Here is a 20,071-nt window from a genome sequence, read left to right on the forward strand (position 1 = left end):
TACCGATGAAATGTTCCTACGGAACATCTGTGATTTTCTCAAAATAATAACGCAAAAAAGGCGGTTCCGAAAAATCGGAACCGCCTTTTTTACCATTAAATATTGATTACCAGATTTTAACTCGTTTTTCTGGTTCAACATACATTTTATCGCCTTTCTTAATGTCAAACGCTTTGTAGAAAGCATCAACATTCTGAATTGGCACGTAAGCTCTATACATTCCTGGAGAGTGCGGATCTGTTTTTACTTGGTTTTTGATTGCTTCATCTCTAGATTTTGTTCTCCAAACTGTAGCCCAAGCAATAAAGAAACGCTGTTCTGGAGTAAATCCGTCAATTAAACCTGGGTTACCATGCTGTTTCAAATACAATTGCAAACCGTCATAAGCCGCATTGATTCCGCCTAAGTCTCCAATATTTTCACCTAACGTAAATTTACCATCAACAAAAATTCCTGGAAGCGGTTCAAGAGCACTGTATTGATTTGCCAAATCAGTTCCTAAAGCTGTAAATTGTTTCAGATCATCTTCTGTCCACCAATCCACTAAATTCCCTTCCGCATTATAGCGAGCACCCGAATCATCAAATCCATGCGAAATTTCGTGACCGATCACCGCTCCAATTCCACCATAATTAACTGCTTCGTCAGCTTGATAATTGTAGAACGGCGGCTGTAAGATTGCTGCTGGAAATACAATCTCATTGTAAGATGGGTTGTAGTAAGCATTTACTGTTTGCGGAGACATATGCCATTCTGTTTTATCAACTGGTTTAGACAATTTGTCTACGCTTTTCTTAAATCTCCATTCTGCTAAATTTCTAGCATTCTCAAAATAAGTTCCTCCTTCTGCAATACTTTTAATTTCTAAAGCGGAGTAATCTTTCCATTTATCAGGATATCCGACTTTAATCGTTATTTTGTTCAGCTTTTCGATTGCTTTTGCCTTAGTGTCTTTAGACATCCAAGTTAAATTGTTAATACGATTTTGATACGCTGTAATAACATTGTGAATCATATCAATCGCTTTGGTTTTGGCCTCAGCAGGAAAAACTTTTTCTACATAAAGTTTTCCAAGAGCTTCACCAACATTTCCATTCACAACATTAAGCGCTCTCTCTTCAGAAGGAAGCTGTTTTATTGCACCTCTTAATGTTTTGCTGTAGAAATCAAAATTAGCATTATCAATTTCTGCTGTCAGCTTGCCTGCAGCGCTGTTAATCAAATCCCATTTCAGGTATTCTTTCCATTGCGCAACTTTATTTTCCTTGAAAACAGTTTCTAAAGCAGTCATATATTTTGGCTCAGAAACAATTACAACATCTAGTTTAGCAATTCCTAAACCAGCAAAATATTCGTTCCATTTAATAGCTGGAGTCAATTTTTGAAGTTCAGCAATTGTCATCGGATTGTATTGCAGACGGCTGTCTCTTCTTTCAACTCTGTTTAATCTTGGCTGTGACAATTCTGTTTCAAGAGCTAAAACTTCAGCAGCGCTTTGTTTTGCTTTTTCTGGAGATTCTCCAATAAACTGAAGCATTCTTGCCACGTGCAATTCGTATTTTGCACGTTTATCTTTAGAATCTTTTTCGTCAGAAGTGTAATAATCTTTGTCAGGAAGTCCTAATTGGCTTGGGCTTAAATTTACCGAGTTTTTAGAACTGTCTTTATCATCAGCGCCAATGTAAATTCCGAAAAAGCCAGCGTTTCCTTCTTTTTCCATGTCAACCAAATATTTCTGAACATCGGCAATGTTTTTAATTGCATCAATTTTTTTCAGATATGGTTTTAATGGTTCAATTCCTCTTTTATTTCTTCCTATAGAATCCAGATAAGTGTTAAATAAATTAACCGCTTTTCCTTGATCTGTATTCGATTTGTACTTTGGGTTTTTGGAAGCCTCTTTTAAAACCGCCATCACATCTTTGTCGGTTCTTTTAATCAGTTCGTTAAAACTTCCCCAAGTTGTTCGGTCGCTTGGAATTTCTGTCTGATCCAACCAAGTTCCGTTTACATATTTAAAAAAATCCTGGCTAGGACTAATTTTAGTATTCATGTAAGATACATTAATACCTGGTTCTTTTGGAGCATTTTGGGCCATCGCTGTTACAGAAAACATTGCGGATATAACACCAAACACAGGTTTTGCAAATTGTTTTTTCATAAAAAGTTATAGTTTAATGGAAAATACAAACATATTGTTATTATTTCTAAAATTGTGTTAAAATTCTAACAGCGAAATGATAAAAGAGAAAAAATTTCACAAGTTGATATTTTAAACTGGCGTATTAGTCTGCAAACTCTAGATAAAAGTTACAAAAGCCTGTTAAAAAAATATCTCTGTAAAGTTTTTAGCATCTGCTTTTTGTATTTTTGCGCCAAATTATTTTTATGAAATCGCTTTTATACAAATACCGCAAATTCTTTATCGTTTTAATAGTATTTTCGGTTGTTACGATATCTTTGTTTTACTCGGCTTTAAAACCTAAAAAGACGCTTCCGATTTACAATCCATCCGATGTAAATCCTGAGTTGGTAGACAGTACGATTCAATATAAAAGCAAATACCACACGATTGCCGATTTTTCTTTCATCAATCAGAATGGCGATACCATTACCCAGAAAAATTACGAAGGAAAGATTTACGTTGCCGATTTCTTCTTTACAACCTGCGGATCGATTTGTCCAAAAATGTCGACTAATCTTGTTGAGGTTCAAAAAGCGGTTTTAAACAATCCTAAAGTGATGCTGCTTTCGCATACCGTTTTTCCAGAAGTAGACAGCGTTTCGGTTTTAAAAGCTTATGCTATTAAATATGGCGTTGTAGACAGCAAATGGAATCTGGTTACTGGCGATAAAAAACAGATTTACAAAATGGCTAGAAAATCGTACTTGGCTGTAAAAATGGGAAGACCAGATCAGCTGTATGATATGGTACATACGGAGAATTTTGTTTTGGTCGATCAAAAACGTCGCGTTAGAGGTTTTTACGACGGAACAAATAAAGAAGACATAAAACGTCTTTTAGAAGACATCGAATTCCTCTCGCAAGAGTAAAATCCCTTCTTTTTAGAAACATTTAGCATTTGTGAAGGTGTTAAATGCCTTGAAATAAAGAATAATTGCCTACTTTTGCAATCTAAATTCAATCTAAATAAGCTTGCAAAATACAATACACACTCTGAAAAAAGGCGAAAAAGCCATTATCAAAGATTTTGATATCGATCTTATTCCACTTAAATTATTAGAAATGGGTTGTCTTCCTGGCTCCTTAGTTGAATTATTGCAGGTTGCGCCTTTTGGAGATCCTTTATATTTAGACATAAATGGTTCTCATGTAGCAATCCGAATTGAAACCGCTCGCGAAATTGAAGTTGAACTTATCAAAACCAATTTGTAATGAGCGTTCAGAATATCAATGTTGCCCTTATCGGAAATCCAAATACCGGAAAAACATCTGTTTTTAACCAATTGACAGGCCTTAACCAGCAAGTAGGGAATTATCCCGGAATTACGGTGGAGAAAAAAATGGGCTTCTGCAAATTGCCCAATAATGTAAAAGCTAATATTCTAGATTTACCGGGAACCTACAGTTTGAACGCCAGTTCGATGGACGAAAGTGTGGTCATTGAACTTTTGCTGAACAAAAACGATAAGCTTTACCCAGACGTAGCAGTTGTTGTTACAGATGTCGAAAATCTGAAACGAAATTTACTGATTTACACACAGATAAAAGATCTTGAAATTCCGACAATTTTAGTTATCAATATGTCTGATCGCATGGCGCGCAAGGGCATTTCTTTGGATATTCCGTATTTAGAAGAAAAATTAAAGACAAAAATTGCTTTAGTCAGTTCGCGCAAAGGTTTAGGAATCGAAGAATTGAAAGAACTGATTGTTTCTTATAAAACCATTCCGCACGAACCTTGTTTAAATGCTTCTGTAATTGATCCTGAATATTTTGAAAAACTGCAAAAAGCATTTCCAAACCAATTGATGTACAAATTGTGGCTGGTAATTACGCAGGATGTCAATTTTTTGAATTTGGATCGAAATGAAATTCGAAGCACTTTTACCAAATCACATTCCGAATTAAAACGTCTTCAGCAAAAAGAAACCATCAAAAGATATCAGTTTATCAACGATGTTTTAAAAGAAGGTTTAAAAATCGATGCCTCAATGGCAAAAGATATCCGTGCCAAAATTGATCGAGTTCTTACTCATAAAGTTTTCGGATATCTGATTTTCTTTGCCATTTTATTTTTGATTTTCCAGTCCATTTTCAGCTGGTCCACGATTCCGATGGATTTCATTGACAGCACTTTTGCTTCTTTGAGCAGCTGGGTTGCAGCAGAACTGCCAAGCGGTATTTTAACCGATCTGCTTTCTCAGGGAATTATTCCAGGTATTGGAGGAGTTATAATTTTCATTCCGCAAATTGCCTTTTTATTCTTATTCATTTCCATATTGGAAGAAAGCGGCTATATGAGCCGTGTTGTATTCTTGATGGATAAAATCATGCGCCGATTTGGGCTTTCAGGAAAAAGTGTTGTGCCGCTAATTTCGGGAACGGCTTGCGCAATTCCGGCAATTATGGCTACAAGAAATATCGAAAACTGGAAAGAACGTTTAATCACTATTTTGGTAACGCCTTTTACAACTTGTTCGGCAAGGCTTCCAGTTTACGCCATTATTATCTCATTGGTTATTCCGAGCAAAAGAGTTTTTGGAGTTCTGAATCTTCAAGGATTAACCCTAATGTCGTTATATGTTTTAGGATTTTTTATGGCCATTTTATCGGCTTACATTTTGAATAAGGTTTTAAAACTGGAATCAAAAACATATTTTGTTGTTGAAATGCCAAGTTATAAAATGCCTCTTTTCAAAAACGTCGCGATCAATGTTGTAGAAAAAACAAAAGCATTTGTTGTTGGCGCAGGTAAAATTATCTTGGCAATATCAGTAATATTATGGTTCTTGGCTTCTTACGGTCCTGGAAAAGAATTTAACGAAGCGGAAACTATTGTTAAAGAAAGATTTGCGAATACTACTTTAAACGAAACTCAGTTTGAAAACGAAGTTAATTCTCAAAAACTAGAAAATTCGTATATCGGTTTGATGGGAAGAGCAATAGAACCCGTAATTCAGCCTTTGGGTTATGATTGGAAAATCGGAATTGCCTTAATCAGTTCGTTTGCCGCGCGTGAAGTTTTCGTAGGAACATTGGCCACCATTTATAGCGTTGGAGACACGGACAACGAATCGACCATAAAAAGCAAAATGCAGGCAGAAGTGCGCCCAGACACAGGACAAAAGGTATTTGACTTTGCTACTGGAATTTCTCTACTGCTATTTTATGCTTTTGCCATGCAATGTGCCAGCACATTGGCCATTACCAAAAAAGAAACCAATTCATGGAAATGGCCTGCAATGCAGCTTGTCTTTATGAGCGGTCTCGCTTATTTTACCGCATTAATTGCATATCAACTTTTAAAATAAAAAGTTATGTTTCAGGAAATAATTGCCTTTGCCATATTAGGATTTGCTGTAGCCTTTTTGATTAAAAAATTCTTTTTTAAATCGAAGAAGAAAAAAGACTGCGGCGGCGGAACTGATTGCGGTTGTTCTTAAAAAGTTACAAAGATGCTAAGGCGCTAAGTATAAAAGCTGTTCATTTTGAACGGCTTTTTTTATAGAAAAATGTCTTATTGTGTTGTTTTTAAATCCTAAAAATAACTTATTTGTATATTTTCTAATGTTATTTTGGGTTTTTAAATTCATCACAAAATGACACCAGAAGACAGAATGGAAATAATACGAGACAATAGAGTTGCTCGATTATTGTGGTTCGCGATAGGTTTTTTCTGCGCGACAATTATTACTTATTTGCTAATGAAAAATAATCTTTAAGTTTTTTCTCTGCTGTTTTAATTCTATTTTTATCCTATTAAAACATCAAAAAAAGACTTTCAAAATGAATTTAAAAACCCCTTTACTTTTCTTTCTGTTTCTTTGCTTGTCTCCAAGCGCAATTAGTCAAACAAAAACAGCTTTACAGCAAAAGCCAAACAGTAATTTTATCACTTCAGACGGAGTTCCTTTATTTTTGAAAGTTTCTGGGAAAGGCGAAGTATGTATTTTTGTGCATGGCGGCCCGGGAGCATGGAGCAAATCTTTTGAAGAGTTTGGCGGAAATGTTCTCGAAGATAAACTTACTATGTGTTACTACGACCAAAGAGGCTGCGGCCGATCTGGATCTCCTTCGGACAATAATTACAGCATAGACAGAATGATCGAGGATATTGAAGAAATTCGCGCTTCTCTTAAAACCTCAAAAGTATTTGTAATGGGGCATTCTTTCGGAGGAATTTTAGCCACTAAATATGCCGAAAAATATCCAGATCACGTAAAAGGCTTAATTTTATTGAATTCTACTCTTGACATCAACGATTCTCTCCTCAACCAAATTGCTTTTATGGGCAAAACTCTTGGAGAAGATTTTCCAGTAAAAAGCAAAGATTCAATACTAAATACTTTTTTTGCCGCTAAAACAAAAATCAAAAAAGCCGATCTGGATTATAAAATGCTATCTGACAATAGAGCAACAGTCGAAAAGCTGGACAGCATTGACAACAGTGAAAAAAGAAATTCTTCGTTTGCGCAAAATGCATTAAGCGGCCCGATCTATTTTAGCGATTTTACAAAAGAAACGGCATCCATTAAAGTACCGACACTCATAATTTCTGGAACAAAAGACAATAATATTGGCCCAGAACATTACCGCTTGTTTAAATTCCCAAATCAAGAAGTAAAGATCATTAATGGCGGACATATTTTGTATTACGAGCAGAATAAAGAGTTTAAAAATACTATTCAGAAATTTGTTCAGAAGCAAGATGTGAGAAGAAAGATTTGAGAGGAAAGATTTGAGAAGGGGGCTAACGAATTACACTAACTGAAAACGGAGTAAAAAAGTCTTATCATTGTGATTTAAAGACTTTTATGCTAACCATCTGTCACTCTAAAAAATTATTTTTGAGATGCATTAAAACACTTTCAAAATGACACGGTTTGAAAAAAAGGAAATGGCTAGAAGTAATACTATTACAAAGTTATTGTGGTTTTCAATTGGATTTTTATGTGCTTTTACCATTATGTGTCTCTTAAAATCTAGACTGTAAACTAATAGTATTTCAAATAAATAACGATGCTATATCATAAAAAACAGCTTCTCTCTGGACGGATTATTTATAAATTTATTTTATCTGTAAAACCTCAGCAGCAATTGCAATAGACAAATAAAAAAACTCCAGAAGCGCGACATAAATTATGAATGCAAAAAATATGTCGCGCTTCTGGAGCTTTTATTGTGTAGACACTTATCCTTTTTCTAAACGTTTCGCTTCTACAAAGCTTACAAAAAAAATCTACTTCACCCCTTCCCACTCCGCATAAAACTGAGCAAGGAAAGTTTCCATAAAACGATGTCTTTCAGCAGCGATTTCTTTTCCTTTTTCTGTGTTCATCTTATCTTTTAAAAGCAAAAGTTTTTCGTAGAAATGATTAATCGTTGGAGCACTATTCTTTTTGTACTCCTCTTTTGTCATATTGGTCACAGGTTCAATTTCAGGATTATATAGCGCTCTGTTCTTAAATCCGCCGTAATTAAACGCCCTTGCAACACCAATAGCGCCAATGGCATCTAGACGATCTGCATCTTGAACAACATCCAACTCGACAGAAGAGAACTTTCTTTCGAAATTTCCGCCTTTATAAGAGATATTTTCAATGATCTTGACAACATGGGCAATTATATCCTCAGAAACATTTTCGGCTTCTAAAAACGCCCTCGCTGTTTTTGGGCCTATAGTTTCATCTCCGTTATGAAATTTACTATCGGCTATATCATGCAATAGAGCTCCTAACTGCACTATTGTGAGATCACAATCTGTTTCTTTTGCAATCAGCAGCGCATTTTTATAAACGCGTTCAATATGAAACCAGTCATGGCCTCCTTCGGCATCATTTAGTTTTTCTTTTACAAAAGCAATGGTTTTAATGATTAATGCTGAGTCGCTCATACAGAAGTTTTTACGGTTTATAAAAAATGTTGATTGCCAAAGATTTTAAATCTCCAACAATCAACAAATATCTTTTAAGGCAACAATGTTGCTTTTTTCAAATTCCAATCTAAAATCTAAAATCAGAAATCTAAAATTTAAAGTCTCGCTGGTTCTACCCATTTAAAGATGTGCGATTCTTTTGGGATAACGATTCTCTCAGAGATTTTTGCCATACGAGCTGGCAGTTTCATTAAGTAATCACGCGCTTTTTCGGCTTCATCTGACAAATTGGTAATTTTATCAATCTCCCATTTGTTGATTAATTTCTGCATGATTTCAACATAATCGTTTGCGGTATAAACTCCAATACGCTGTGCCGAATCAGAGAACTGTTCGAAAGCTGTGCTGATTTTTTGGCCAGATTCTCTCAAAAAGTGAGCCGGCATAACGATTTTCTGCTTCATCATGTATTGAAAAGCCAACATCATTTCGCTTGGATCCACTTGGAAAATTCTCGTAACAAACTCGCTATAGGCGTGGTGGTGTCGCATTTCGTCGCCCGCAATCATTTTACACATTTTAGACAACTTGTTATCGCCAAATTTCTTAGCCATCTGTGCTACTCTATTGTGCGAAACATAAGTTGCCAATTCTTGAAAACTAGTGTATACAAAATTTTTGTACGGGTCAGTTCCAGTTCCAATATCAAAACCGTCGTTGATCAAATGCTGTGTAGTCATTTCGATTTCACGCATATTTACACGACCAGACAAATACAGGTATTTATTTAAAAGATCTCCGTGGCGGTTTTCTTCTCCAGTCCATTGTCTTACCCACTTTGCCCAACCATTTCCTTGGCCTTCTTCCTGCTGATCTATTCCTTCTACATCCATTAACCATGACTCATATGTAGGCAAGGCTTCTTCTGTGATGGTATCACCCACAAGCGTAACCCAGAAATCGTATGGAAGCTCTTTGGCAATTTCGCGTAGTTCTTTTACCTCTTCAAAGAAATTTTCTCCTTGAGAATCTGGTAAGAAATCCGACGGCTGCCAAATTTTTTCCACTGGAATTAAATACTGTTCAACGAAGCTATCCACGTTTTTTTCCAAAAACTGCATTACTTCTAATCTAATGTTTTTTATAGACATTACTTATTATAGATTTGGGTTGTACGTTTTAGCTCGGACTAAAACTTAAACCTGTTTATACTCATTTATTCCTTCTTTAACTGCTTTTTCAGTAATCTCCATCAGCTCTTCAAATTTGTAATCTTTGACAGCCAAAGCTTTATGAGCTGTAAACTTCAGATGATTTCCTAAACCAACAGGAAAAAAACCAAACTTTACCATTTTCCAAGAATTATTGATGCTCACGGGTACAACGTATGCAGATGGCGCATATTTGCATAAAATTTTCAAACCGCTTTGCGCAAATTCTTTTGGTTTACCTGTTTTACTTCTTGTTCCTTCTGGAAAAATAACGGCAGATCTTGTGTTTTTCTCGATATATTCAGACAAGCCTTTGATAACTGGTATCGCTTGTTTAGGGTCTTTTCGGTCAATTAGCACAGATCCTCCATGTTTCAAATTATAAGAAACACTCGGAATTCCGCTTCCTAACTCCTTCTTACTTACAAATTTACAATGAAAACGTCTAAAGTACCAAATCATTGCCACGATATCGTACATACTTTGGTGATTTGCCACAAAAATAATTGGCGCACCTTTCGGAACCATGTCTACGCCTTCAATTGTATATCTTGTTCCGACAAGATTGGTACATTTTAAAAGGCAGAAATTTAAATAATCAACACTTTTTTTGTGAGCCTGGTAGCCAAAAACATTTAAACAAATCCATTGAATTGGGTGAAAAACAGCCAAACATAAACCAAATAATAAATAGTAAATTACCGATATTGGATAAGAAATAATTTTTTCCATGCTTCAAAAATTAATGCGCAAAAGTAGTAAATATATTTTTAGACTTATTAAAATTGAAAACAATAACTGTTTTTATGGTTTAATTGTACCTTTGCACTAGTATTTGCAAATCTTTTCTGAATTAAATGAACTTTACTTACCCTAAAAATGAGCGTTTAAAAAGCAAAACGACAATTGGATTGCTGTTTTCCGAAGGAAAATCGGTGTCTAAATATCCGCTTCGTTTGGTTTACCGTCAAGCGGAAGCAAATTCAGAAGAACAGACCAAAATTGGCGTTTCGGTTTCTAAGAAATATTTCAAGAAAGCCGTTGACCGAAATTATTTCAAAAGAGTTTTGCGAGAAACGTATCGTTTGAACAAACATCTGCTTTTGGATAACTTGGATCAGCCGTATTCGATAATGCTTTTTTACCAAACCAAAGACCGTTTATCATACGAAGAAATCAACACCAAAATGATTCAATTGTTTGAGAAATTTTCAGCGCAGATAAACAAACCTCAAGATTCTGAAACAAAAACCGAAGCGTAAATTTCAAAACGTAAGATTATTATTCAAGTTAGACAAAAAAATCGTAGTTTTAGCTCTAAATTGAAATTTTATGCGTCAACTTTTCCTCCTATCTTTCTTATTTTTAACCCTTTGTGGCTGCAGTAAATCAGAATCTGAAAGTAGTGATCTTGCAGTAAGTGCTGTCATGGTTCCGCCACCCCCTCCTGCTGGAGCGAGCGAGCCTATTAGAAAAGATCAAGATATAAGCGAATCTGCACCAGAAATTCCGCAGAAAATAATCAAACAAGGCACACTTCGATTTGAAACCGATAATTTAGAAAAGACTTTCAATCAAATTCAAAAAGCGGTTTCAGACAACAAGGCAAGAATCATAAACGATTCTGAAGGAAAAGATTATAGCAGTGTCTACAGAAACCTTACTGTAAGAGTGCCAAGTCAAAATTTTGATCGTTTTATAAATGACGTTTCTAAAGGCGTTTCTTATTTTGAGGTAAAAAATATATCTGCCGAAGATGTAACAGAACAATTTATCGATTTAACTTCTAGATTAAATACGAAGAAAAAACTAGAAGAACGTTACCTGCAAATCTTACAGAAAGCGACTAAAGTCAGTGAGATTTTAGAAATTGAAAAACAGATTTCAGCAATCCGCGAAGAAATCGAAGCCAAAGAAGGCCAGCTGAAATATCTCGAAAGCCGTGTTTCTGAAAGCACTGTGACGATAGAATTTTATAAAACGGTGGCTGAAAAAGAAGGCGTTAAAATATCTTACGGTTCCAAACTTTGGAACGCAGTTCAATCAGGATTTTTTAGTTTATCCGATTTTTTGATTTCGTTAATCAGCGTTTGGCCGTTTGTAATTATATTTGTTGTATTAGCCTATTTTATTAGAAGAAGATTAAAAAGAAGAAAAAAAGAATAATCATGTATCCGTATTTCAAAAGGAAATTTATTATACCAGTCGCTGCGGCGGGAATGTTATTTGTTGGAACCAGTTTTAGAGAAGATTTTTTTGAAATTGCCAAACAGATTGAAATTTTTACGACCCTATTTAAGGCCGTAAACACTAATTATGTTGATGAAACCAATCCTGGCGATCTGATGGATAAGGCCATCAAAAATATGCTTGGAAGCTTAGACCCATACACGGTTTATTTTAACGAGCAGGATGTTGTCAATTTTAAAATCAATAATACTGGAGAATATACCGGAATCGGCGCTTTGATTTCTAGAAAAAAAGACCGCTTGATTGTTCGTGAACCTTATAAAGACTATCCAGCAGACAAAGCGGGACTAAAAGCGGGCGACGAAATTATTCAGATTGGCGATGTTCTGATTGCTGATTTTAAAGATGATGCTTCGCAATTATTGAAGGGAACAAAAAATACTAAAATCAATATCAAATATCTTCGTCAGGGAAAACCAAGCTCTACGGTTTTGGTTTTGGACGAAGTGGATATTAAATCGGTTCCTTTTTACGGAAAAATTGATGATAAGACGGGTTATATCGTTTTAGCGCATTTTAGCAGAAAAGCTTCGGCAGAAGTTAAAGACGCTCTTGAAAAATTAAAAGCTGATGGAGCCAAACAGATGGTTTTGGATTTGAGAGGAAATCCAGGAGGTTTATTGAATGAAGCGATTGACATCTGCAATTTGTTTGTTCCAAAGAATGAAGTAATTGTTACGACTAAATCTAGAATTGAAAAGCACAATAACACTTATAAAACACAGAAAGAACCGGTTGATACTGAAATTCCGCTGGCAATTTTAGTGAACGGAAGAAGTGCTTCGGCTTCTGAAATTGTTTCGGGCGCTTTGCAGGATTTGGACCGTGCGGTAATTTTAGGAAGCAGAAGTTTTGGTAAAGGTTTGGTGCAGCGTTCTGTAGATTTGACTTATGGAACACAGCTGAAAGTGACTATTTCGAGATATTACACGCCTTCTGGAAGATGCATTCAGGCTTTGGACTATGCGCATAAAGATAAAAATGGTGTTGCTCAAAAAACAGATGCCAAAAATTATAATGCCTTTAAAACCAGAAAAGGAAGAACGGTTTATGATGGCGGAGGAGTTTTGCCAGATATCGAATTGGAAGAAGCCAAAACGAGTGCCATTGCAACGGCTTTAATCAAAAACGATGGTGTTTTTGATTATGCAACAACGTATTATTACAAAAATCCAAATTTGGGAAATAAGATTCCGACTTTGACTGACGCAGATTATACTGCCTTCAAACAATATCTGAAAACCAATAAAATTACTTTTGATACTGAGACCGAAGTGGCTTTGAAAAACACTTTGGCTGCAGCTAAAAAAGAAAAAATAGATGAGACCATTACTGCCGAATATCAGCAATTGTTAAATGCTTTGGAGAAAAGCGAAACTACATTACTGGACAAAAACCAAAAAGAAATTAAAAACATGATTCTGGAAGAATTAATTAAAAGATACCAGTATCAGGAAGGTTTGTACCAGTATTATCTACAAAACAATTCAGAAATTAAAAGAGCAGTTAGTGTATTAAATAACCAGACAGAATATAAAACGATTTTAAAAATGTAGTGAATGAAGATAACTCTAGCCCTGACTCTTTTTTCATTTTATACAGTAACGGCACAGCAAAAACCTGTTGAAACTATTTATTTTGAATTTGACAGGTATGATCTAACAGATAAGCAGATTACTGTTGTTTCAAACTTTATAAAAAATATAGACACAGCAAAAGTTGAGTCTATACAGATTTATGGCTATTGTGATGATCGAGGAAACGATGAATATAACTTCAAACTATCAAATAATCGGGCCAATACGATTCAGAATCTACTGATCAACAAAGGGTTTCGCGAAAGCAAAATTGTTATTCTAGAAGGAAAAGGACGTGTTGTCGTAAAAGCAGATACTGTTGAAAATCTGTACGAAACACGTCTGCGAAATCGGCGGGTTGACTTAATCGTTGTTAAAAAAAATAGTTTCGGAAAGGGAGTACGTACTTCTTTCAAAGACAATTTAAAGGTTGGCGATAAAGTGTACTTAGAATCTATTTTATTTGAAATTGGCAGCGCAAAACTCACCAGCAATTCTAAAAAAGAGCTGGATAAAATTGCGATAACGCTGCAAAATCACAGAAATCTAAGTTTTGAAATACGCGGGCACGTTTGCTGCACACCCGAAATTTACAGCGACGGAATTGATAAAGACACTAAAGAAAGAAGACTTTCTTGGAACCGCGCCAAAACTGTTTTTTATTATTTAATGTCCAAAAAAATATCCAAAAGCCGCATGACCTATATTGGCTGCGGCAATAGATATCCGTTAGGAAAAGGCGATAATTATGATCGACGGGTGGAATTTTTAATTACTAAAATTTAGTTTAAGCTTCTAAGGTGTTGAGTTGCTAAGCTTCTAAGGCTTTAACTATTGCAAATCTGTTGCGTTTAATTATTCCCTCATCATTTCAATATGCGGGATATCGTCTTCTAGATACATTTCACTGGTTTGCACAAAACCGTGGCTTTCGTAAAATTTCTTCAAATACAATTGTGCTCCAATGGTAATTTTATCTTTTCCAAAATTGGATTTAATTCCAGCTATGGCTTCACGCATTAATTCATGCCCCCACTTTTTGTCTCTGTAATTCTGATCTACGACTACTCTTCCGATAGAAGCGTTGTCAAAACTAATCCCTGCATCAAATAATCGGGAATAGGCTACGATCTTGCCTTCAAATTCTCCAATTAGGTGTAACGCTTTCTTGTCTTTACCGTCAAGGTCCAAATAAACGCAATTTTGTTCGACTACAAAGATCTCACTACGCAATCTGAGCAAATCATATAGCTCATGAACAGTTAATGCCTCAAAAGGCTTTATTTTCCATTCTAATTCCATTTCTGCTTTTGTTTTTGCCACGAAGGCACGAAGACGCTAAGTTATAGTATTTTTTTAGCTTCGCTAAAGTTTCTTATAGAAATCGCAAAGGCACAAAGTTTATCACTTTGTGCCTTTGCGATTTCGTTTCTTTGAATCTAAAATAGAAAATTACTTTTTCGTCATGATAATTTCCATGCTTTTATATTCTGTTCCGTTTTTTGTATCATACATTTCCATTTTTCGGGTTTTGGCATCTACAATAGTATAAACTTCTCTGTACTTGATGTTTTTTGCCGTTACTGGATCAGCCATTTCTCCATCAAATTCTATGCTCTTGGTGCTTTCGTTATATTTCCCTCTGCCAACCATCATTCCTGTTCCCATATTATCAATGAATGTGGAGATGTATTCTTTACTGGCATTATTGTAACCTACAGTTCCTTTGCCTTCAAACGGCTGCCCCATCATAGTTCCTTTATAAATCGCTTCTTGAAAACGTCCGCCTAAGACCATTTTGATTTCTGCTACAGAAGTTTCTTTTTCAGGTTTTGCATTGGCATCAGACCAAAATGTCATATCACAGTTCCACGTTCCGACTTCATCAGCCAGTATTTTATGCGGATTACCCGGTGTTGAATATTCCTGCCAAGCTTTCATTTGCGCGGCAGAATCTAGCGGCGCTTCGGCTACAGGTTCTTCGGTTTTTACAGAATCTGTTGCTGCTGGAGTTGTCGTTTCTTCTTTCATTTCTTTTTTACAAGAAATAAAACACAGCGCTATTATTGCTAAGGTTGCGGTTAATTTTTTCATAACTATTTGTTTTTATGTTTGTTATGAATAAAAGTACGAAATTTTTTGTTTGTTTTATTTTGTTTCTGGTTTCAGGTTTCAGGTTTCAAGTTTATATGCTGGGCTTATTTAAACGCAAAGAGCGCAAAGGTTTTTGCGCAAAGGACGCTATTGAATTTTGAAGTATGTTGAGTTCGCAAAGAAATTGAAACTTGAAACTTGGAACATGAAACAAATAAACTTGTCACTTCAAATTTCAAGTTTATATGCTGGGCTTATTTAAACGCAAAGAGCGCAAAGGTTTTGCGCAAAGGACGCTAATGTTTTTTGAAGTATGTTGAGTTCACAAAGAAATTGGAACTTGAAACTTGAAACAAAGAAACTTGTCGCTTCAAATTTCAAGTTTATATGCTGGGCTTATTTAAACGCAAAGAGCGCAAAGGTTTTGCGCAAAGTACGCTATTGAATTTTGAAGTATGTTGAGTTCGCAAAGAAACTTGAAACTTGAAACGTGAAACTTGGAACATGAAACTTGGAACATGAAACAAAGAAACTTGTCGCTTCAAATTTCAAGTTTATATGCTGGACTTATTTAAACGCAAAGAGCGCAGAGGTTTTGCGCAAAGGACGCTATTGAATTTTGAAGTGTTGTTGAGCTCACAAAGAAACGTGAAACTTCAAACGTGAAACTTCAAACGTGAAACGTGAAACTTCAAACATGAAACGTGAAACATGAAACGTAAAACAAAAAACCTCATCGTTTGTCTATTCTCACTGTTTTTATGATCGCTTCTAATTCTAGCATTAAATCGCGTTCTTGGTGTGAAGGCGAATACGAAAATCCTTCGATAACCAAAACACGATTAAACGTTTCGTCTAATATGGCGTAATTGATAAATGGCCCTGTCATGAAATCATTTTTCAGTTCCCAAGTTCCTTTTGTTTCAAAAGCATTTTTGTCGTCTAAGGTTATTTTTGAAAAATAGGGTGCATACGCTTCACTGGTGATCATTTGCGTATTGGGTTCGCGCCCTTGAATGTATTTGCCAATAGAATCGCGCATTTTGACAATTGCATTTACAACATCTTTTTTCTTTTTAAAATTGTTAAGCGGAATCTGGTAAATCAATAAACTGGTATTGCCACTTATAATTTCCTTTTTGAGCCAAATGAATTTCTTTTTGTGCAGCATATATTCATAACCTGTCGGAATCTGAATATTGATATGAAATTTGTTTTTAATAATGGCTTTATTTAATAGCGAAGCACTGTTATCTTCCTGAATTTTCTGAATTTCAGCATCGTGAATGATTTTTATGATCTGCGGAGCGTTCAATTCGAGACTACAAATAATATCGTCTACCGATTTTCCGTAAATGCGAAAAGTATTGTGAGGTAATGTTTTGCTTCGAATGATTTCGAATTTATCTGCAGGGGCTTTTTTAACCACAATTATGCTTCGGCTGTCTGTGACAAAACCTTCAAGCAATCTGGCAGGATATTGATTAATGGTAAAAAGCGGTTCTTCTTGGGTAAGTCCAAGAACTGGAGAGGCAAATTTATTTCTGATGCTATCGCCCACTTCTCCATACCACAATTGGTCGTCTATAATGACCGAAATGGTATTGGTTTTTCCTGAGACTGTCTCGTTTTGCTTTTCAGTTTTGAAACAAGAAGTCAGGAAAAATGGAACTAATAGTAATAAAAAATGGGTTTTATTCATTTTTTTAATTTATGAAATAAAACCCAAATTTAATAAGATTATTCTATTATCCGTTTATTTTAAGTTTCATTCCCGGTTTAATATCTTCATCTTTAATGCCATTCCATTTTTTAATATCTGAAATTGTCACTCCAGGATATTTTTTAGAAATGCTGTATAAAGAATCTCCTTTTTTAACGTAATAATCTTCACTAACGTTTTTAGAAGGTGCTTTTTTCTTGAATGTATCAACCGAGTTTGATGCAATTGCTGTTGAAACAGGCTCTTCTATAACTACTGCTGCTTTAGAAATGATAATCGTTTTTCCTAAACCAATGTTATTTGAAGTTAAATTGTTAAGTTCTTTTAACTCCGCAATAGTCGTACCGAACTTCTTTGCAATGCTGCCTAAATTGTCTCCAGCCGCCACAACATAGTCCATATCTACGGCTGTTTTCTCTTTATTTTCTGCAGATGCAATTGCTTGTTCTTTATCTACAGCAGGAATAGTTTTAGCAGGAGCTTCTTCGTCTGCTTTAATTTTTAGGCTTCTTCCTATAGCTACAGCATTTGTTTTTAAGTTATTCCACTTTTTAATTTCGCTGATGCTGACATTGTATTTTGAAGCGATTGCGCCTAAGTTATCTCCTTTTCTAACTTTATAAAATTCGAAATCTCCATTATCAACCGCTGCGGGTTTTGCTGCCGCGGGTTTTGCTTTTGGAGCATATTTTACAGCCAGTCTTGATGAAGTGGCTCTAAACTGCGTATCGTATTTTACGTAAGCATAAATTTGTTCTTCGTTTGAAACAAAGGTCGCCACTTTATCTTTTGGAAGTCTGATAAAATGCTGTTCTCCCTGATAAAACGGAACAACCCCCATTTTGTATGACGGATTTAAAAGCTGGATCTGCGATTGCGGCATATCTAATAAATCGGCAATCTGCTTGAAAGACATTTGATTTTTGACTGCTACTGTATCGGTTTCAAAGTTTTTAACCACAGCTCTTTCTGGGTTAATTCCGTGTTCTTTATGATATTCAAAAAGATACATTGTTGCTAAGAAAGCAGGAACGTAACCTTGAGTTTCTTTTGGAAGATAATTACGGATGTCCCAGTATTTTGTTTTTCCGCCAGAACGACGAATTGCTTTAGTAACATTTCCTGGACCTGAGTTGTAAGAAGCCAAAACCAGTTCCCAATCGCCAAAGATATTGAACATTTTGGTCATGTACTCAGATGCTGCGGCTGTAGCTTTAAGAGGGTCACTTCTTTCGTCGATATAAGAATCGATTTTTAAAGCGTATTGCTTTCCGGTTCCGTACATAAACTGCCAAAGTCCCGTAGCGCCCATTTTAGAAACTGCTTTAGGGTTTAAAGCAGATTCTACAACGGCTAAATATTTTATTTCCAACGGAACGTTTTGTTTGGCAAAAGCGTCCTCAAAAATTGGGAAATAATATTCTGATAAAGCCATTAATCGAGAAAACGATTTTTTACGGTTCTTAAGAAATGACTTTATTATATTTTCTAAACCTTGATTGTATTCGATTTCAAAAGGTGACTTCTGATTCATCGCCGCCAAACGCTGTTTTAGCAATTCGGTTGGGAGTTCTTCATCAACAGTTACATCTTTGTTAATGGTTTGAATGTCTTTGGTCAGATCATCATAAATATCCAGACTTACTAATTCGTTCATCCATAAACTATCTACTTTTGTCGCAAGATCGTTTTTTTTGAATGTGCTTTTAATAGAATCTAAATATGAAAGTTTAACCTCTGGCTTCAGTTCTAAATCTGCTTTTGCTTCTTGCGCACAAACTGCAAGCGAGAAGAAAGCCGAAACCACTAACGATAATTTCTTTACAATCATATAACATTTTTTTTAAAATTCTGTAATTCAAATAATTACGAGAGTTGTATTTTTGCAAATCTAAGCCCTTTATTGAAGAAAAGTGTTTAAAAAAATGTTAATTGTGATTTTTTAGTCTAAAATCGCTGCGATTCCAGGTAAAATTCTTCCTTCTAACATTTCAAGCATAGCCCCGCCACCAGTAGAAACGTAGCTCATTTTATCTTCAAATCCGAACTGTTTTACTGCTGCAACAGAATCTCCGCCTCCAACTAATGAAAATGCTCCATTTGCTGTAGCTTCTGCGATATAATCTCCTAATGCAATTGTTCCTTTAGAGAAAGTTTCCATTTCGAAAACTCCCAATGGACCGTTCCAAAGAATTGTTTTAGACTCTAAAATTACTTTTTTGAAGTTCTCTAGAGACTTTGGACCTGCATCTAAACCTTGCCATCCGTCAGGAATTGCAGTTACATCTACAACCTGAGTATTTGCATTGTTTGAGAAATCGTCTGCAGCAATAACATCAACAGGAATATGAACCTGAACGCCTTTTTCTTTTGCCAATCTTAAAATTTCAAGAGCTAGATCTAGTTTGTCATCTTCGCAGATAGACTCACCGATTTTTCCTCCTTGCGCTTTAATAAAAGTAAACGTCATTCCGCCTCCAATAATCATGTGATCTACTTTATCTAAGATATTTTCGATAACGGTAATTTTAGACGAAACTTTTGAACCGCCAAGAACAGCAGTTACAGGTTTTTCACTGTTTTTAAGAACTTTATTTAAACTGTCAATTTCTTTTGCCAATAATGTTCCGAAACATTTATCGTTTGGAAAAAATTGTGCGATAATTGTAGTAGATGCGTGCGCTCTATGAGCTGTACCAAATGCATCGTTTACATAAATGTCTCCAAGAGAAGCCAATTCTTTAGCGAAAGCTACATCTCCTGCTTCTTCTTCAGCATGAAAACGTAAATTTTCTAATAAAAGAACTTCGCCTGGCTTTAAATCTTTTGCTGCTGTTTGAGCTGGTTCTCCAACGCAATTTTCAGCAAATTTTACTTGAACTCCTAAAATTTCAGAAGCTGTTTTCAAGATATGTTTTAGAGAATATTTCTCTTCTGCTCCTTTTGGTCTTCCAAGATGTGACATTAAAATCACACTTCCGCCTTGTGCTAAAATAGCATCGATTGTTGGCTTAGCCGCTTCAATACGTGTTGTATCAGTTACATTAAAATTTTCATCCAACGGCACGTTGAAGTCGACACGGATAATTGCTTTTTTATTTTTAAAATCGAAATCGTTTAAAGTTTTCATCTGCTAAATTTTTTTAATTTTTTGAA

18 protein-coding genes are annotated in these 20,071 nt (G+C 35.4%); 9 read left to right on the forward strand and 9 right to left on the reverse strand.

Going from position 1 to position 20,071, the window contains the following annotated elements; genetic code table 11:
• Positions 1–106 precede the first annotated feature (106 nt).
• Entirely contained in the window at positions 107–2,161 is a 2,055-nt protein-coding gene (locus N4T20_RS04540; RefSeq protein WP_260671916.1) for a M13 family metallopeptidase, read from the reverse strand.
• 227 nt (positions 2,162–2,388) lie between these two features.
• Between N4T20_RS04540 and N4T20_RS04545 the strand changes: the two genes are divergently transcribed.
• From N4T20_RS04545 to N4T20_RS04565, 5 genes are all read left to right on the forward strand, one after another.
• Entirely contained in the window at positions 2,389–3,054 is a 666-nt protein-coding gene (locus tag N4T20_RS04545) for an SCO family protein (RefSeq protein ID WP_260671917.1), read from the forward strand.
• Between the two features lie 103 nt (positions 3,055–3,157).
• Entirely contained in the window at positions 3,158–3,397 is a 240-nt protein-coding gene (locus tag N4T20_RS04550; RefSeq protein ID WP_008465698.1) for a ferrous iron transport protein A, read from the forward strand.
• Positions 3,397–5,496, forward strand: coding sequence for a ferrous iron transport protein B (gene feoB, locus N4T20_RS04555; protein ID WP_260671918.1), 2,100 nt, complete (start codon positions 3,397–3,399; stop codon positions 5,494–5,496). The genes N4T20_RS04550 and feoB overlap by 1 nt, the downstream gene beginning before the upstream one ends.
• 6 nt (positions 5,497–5,502) lie before the next feature.
• Positions 5,503–5,628, forward strand: coding sequence for a FeoB-associated Cys-rich membrane protein (locus tag N4T20_RS04560; protein WP_085949274.1), 126 nt, complete (start codon positions 5,503–5,505; stop codon positions 5,626–5,628).
• Between the two features lie 343 nt (positions 5,629–5,971).
• Entirely contained in the window at positions 5,972–6,913 is a 942-nt protein-coding gene (locus N4T20_RS04565; protein ID WP_260671919.1) for an alpha/beta fold hydrolase, read from the forward strand.
• Between the two features lie 511 nt (positions 6,914–7,424).
• Here N4T20_RS04565 and N4T20_RS04570 read toward each other — a convergent pair.
• The 3 genes from N4T20_RS04570 to N4T20_RS04580 all read right to left on the reverse strand — a co-directional run bounded on the left by N4T20_RS04570 (position 7,425) and on the right by N4T20_RS04580 (position 10,003).
• Complete coding sequence (locus N4T20_RS04570) at positions 7,425–8,078, reverse strand: HD domain-containing protein (protein WP_260671920.1); 654 nt, start codon at positions 8,076–8,078, stop codon at positions 7,425–7,427.
• 137 nt (positions 8,079–8,215) lie between these two features.
• Positions 8,216–9,211 carry an acyl-ACP desaturase gene (locus tag N4T20_RS04575; protein WP_260671921.1) on the reverse strand — a complete coding sequence of 332 codons (996 nt, stop codon included), beginning with the start codon at positions 9,209–9,211 and terminating at the stop codon, positions 8,216–8,218.
• 45 nt (positions 9,212–9,256) lie between these two features.
• On the reverse strand, positions 9,257–10,003 hold the full coding sequence (locus N4T20_RS04580) for a lysophospholipid acyltransferase family protein (RefSeq protein ID WP_260671922.1): 747 nt from the start codon (positions 10,001–10,003) through the stop codon (positions 9,257–9,259).
• A 125-nt stretch (positions 10,004–10,128) separates the two neighbouring features.
• Here N4T20_RS04580 and rnpA point away from each other — a divergent pair, with 125 nt between their 5' ends.
• The 4 genes from rnpA to N4T20_RS04600 all read left to right on the forward strand — a co-directional run bounded on the left by rnpA (position 10,129) and on the right by N4T20_RS04600 (position 13,884).
• Positions 10,129–10,533: a ribonuclease P protein component gene (gene rnpA / locus N4T20_RS04585; RefSeq protein ID WP_260671923.1), complete on the forward strand. Its 405-nt coding sequence runs from the start codon at positions 10,129–10,131 to the stop codon at positions 10,531–10,533.
• A 70-nt stretch (positions 10,534–10,603) separates the two neighbouring features.
• A complete protein-coding gene (locus N4T20_RS04590; RefSeq protein WP_260671924.1) occupies positions 10,604–11,437 on the forward strand; it encodes a DUF4349 domain-containing protein in 834 nt (277 codons plus the stop codon).
• A gap of 2 nt (positions 11,438–11,439) precedes the next feature.
• Positions 11,440–13,077: a S41 family peptidase gene (locus tag N4T20_RS04595; protein ID WP_260671925.1), complete on the forward strand. Its 1,638-nt coding sequence runs from the start codon at positions 11,440–11,442 to the stop codon at positions 13,075–13,077.
• A 3-nt stretch (positions 13,078–13,080) separates the two neighbouring features.
• Positions 13,081–13,884 (forward strand): OmpA family protein, encoded by an 804-nt coding sequence (locus N4T20_RS04600; RefSeq protein WP_260671926.1) that lies wholly within the window; start codon positions 13,081–13,083, stop codon positions 13,882–13,884.
• A gap of 69 nt (positions 13,885–13,953) precedes the next feature.
• Here N4T20_RS04600 and N4T20_RS04605 read toward each other — a convergent pair whose 3' ends face one another.
• From N4T20_RS04605 to N4T20_RS04625, 5 genes are all read right to left on the reverse strand, one after another.
• Positions 13,954–14,400, reverse strand: a complete 447-nt coding sequence (locus tag N4T20_RS04605) for a GNAT family N-acetyltransferase (RefSeq protein WP_260671927.1) — start codon at positions 14,398–14,400, stop codon at positions 13,954–13,956.
• Positions 14,401–14,550: 150 nt separating this feature from the next.
• The gene (locus N4T20_RS04610; RefSeq protein ID WP_260671928.1) at positions 14,551–15,192 is read right to left on the reverse strand and encodes a DUF1579 domain-containing protein; all 642 of its coding nucleotides are present in this window, start codon (positions 15,190–15,192) and stop codon (positions 14,551–14,553) included.
• A gap of 733 nt (positions 15,193–15,925) precedes the next feature.
• Positions 15,926–16,894, reverse strand: a complete 969-nt coding sequence (locus N4T20_RS04615; protein ID WP_260671929.1) for a DUF4837 family protein — start codon at positions 16,892–16,894, stop codon at positions 15,926–15,928.
• 46 nt (positions 16,895–16,940) lie between these two features.
• Positions 16,941–18,746, reverse strand: a complete 1,806-nt coding sequence (locus tag N4T20_RS04620) for a LysM peptidoglycan-binding domain-containing protein (protein ID WP_260671930.1) — start codon at positions 18,744–18,746, stop codon at positions 16,941–16,943.
• Positions 18,747–18,857: 111 nt separating this feature from the next.
• The gene (locus N4T20_RS04625; RefSeq protein ID WP_260671931.1) at positions 18,858–20,045 is read right to left on the reverse strand and encodes a phosphoglycerate kinase; all 1,188 of its coding nucleotides are present in this window, start codon (positions 20,043–20,045) and stop codon (positions 18,858–18,860) included.
• Positions 20,046–20,071 lie beyond the last annotated feature (26 nt).

The organism is Flavobacterium sp. TR2, from assembly GCF_025252405.1.
In the GTDB taxonomy this organism is placed as follows: domain Bacteria; phylum Bacteroidota; class Bacteroidia; order Flavobacteriales; family Flavobacteriaceae; genus Flavobacterium.

What these genes read in the sequence shown, in the direction of transcription:
- N4T20_RS04565 (WP_260671919.1), top strand. Translation starts at nt 5,972, where the DNA reads ATGAATTTAAAAACCCCTTTACTTTTCTTTCTGTTTCTTTGCTTGTCT.
- N4T20_RS04570 (WP_260671920.1), bottom strand. Translation starts at nt 8,078, where the DNA reads ATGAGCGACTCAGCATTAATCATTAAAACCATTGCTTTTGTAAAAGAA.
- N4T20_RS04620 (WP_260671930.1), bottom strand. Translation starts at nt 18,746, where the DNA reads ATGATTGTAAAGAAATTATCGTTAGTGGTTTCGGCTTTCTTCTCGCTT.
- feoB (WP_260671918.1), top strand. Translation starts at nt 3,397, where the DNA reads ATGAGCGTTCAGAATATCAATGTTGCCCTTATCGGAAATCCAAATACC.
- N4T20_RS04580 (WP_260671922.1), bottom strand. Translation starts at nt 10,003, where the DNA reads ATGGAAAAAATTATTTCTTATCCAATATCGGTAATTTACTATTTATTA.
- rnpA (WP_260671923.1), top strand. Translation starts at nt 10,129, where the DNA reads ATGAACTTTACTTACCCTAAAAATGAGCGTTTAAAAAGCAAAACGACA.
- N4T20_RS04540 (WP_260671916.1), bottom strand. Translation starts at nt 2,161, where the DNA reads ATGAAAAAACAATTTGCAAAACCTGTGTTTGGTGTTATATCCGCAATG.
- N4T20_RS04625 (WP_260671931.1), bottom strand. Translation starts at nt 20,045, where the DNA reads ATGAAAACTTTAAACGATTTCGATTTTAAAAATAAAAAAGCAATTATC.
- N4T20_RS04605 (WP_260671927.1), bottom strand. Translation starts at nt 14,400, where the DNA reads ATGGAATTAGAATGGAAAATAAAGCCTTTTGAGGCATTAACTGTTCAT.
- N4T20_RS04595 (WP_260671925.1), top strand. Translation starts at nt 11,440, where the DNA reads ATGTATCCGTATTTCAAAAGGAAATTTATTATACCAGTCGCTGCGGCG.
- N4T20_RS04545 (WP_260671917.1), top strand. Translation starts at nt 2,389, where the DNA reads ATGAAATCGCTTTTATACAAATACCGCAAATTCTTTATCGTTTTAATA.
- N4T20_RS04615 (WP_260671929.1), bottom strand. Translation starts at nt 16,894, where the DNA reads ATGAATAAAACCCATTTTTTATTACTATTAGTTCCATTTTTCCTGACT.
- N4T20_RS04610 (WP_260671928.1), bottom strand. Translation starts at nt 15,192, where the DNA reads ATGAAAAAATTAACCGCAACCTTAGCAATAATAGCGCTGTGTTTTATT.
- N4T20_RS04600 (WP_260671926.1), top strand. Translation starts at nt 13,081, where the DNA reads ATGAAGATAACTCTAGCCCTGACTCTTTTTTCATTTTATACAGTAACG.
- N4T20_RS04590 (WP_260671924.1), top strand. Translation starts at nt 10,604, where the DNA reads ATGCGTCAACTTTTCCTCCTATCTTTCTTATTTTTAACCCTTTGTGGC.
- N4T20_RS04575 (WP_260671921.1), bottom strand. Translation starts at nt 9,211, where the DNA reads ATGTCTATAAAAAACATTAGATTAGAAGTAATGCAGTTTTTGGAAAAA.
- N4T20_RS04560 (WP_085949274.1), top strand. Translation starts at nt 5,503, where the DNA reads ATGTTTCAGGAAATAATTGCCTTTGCCATATTAGGATTTGCTGTAGCC.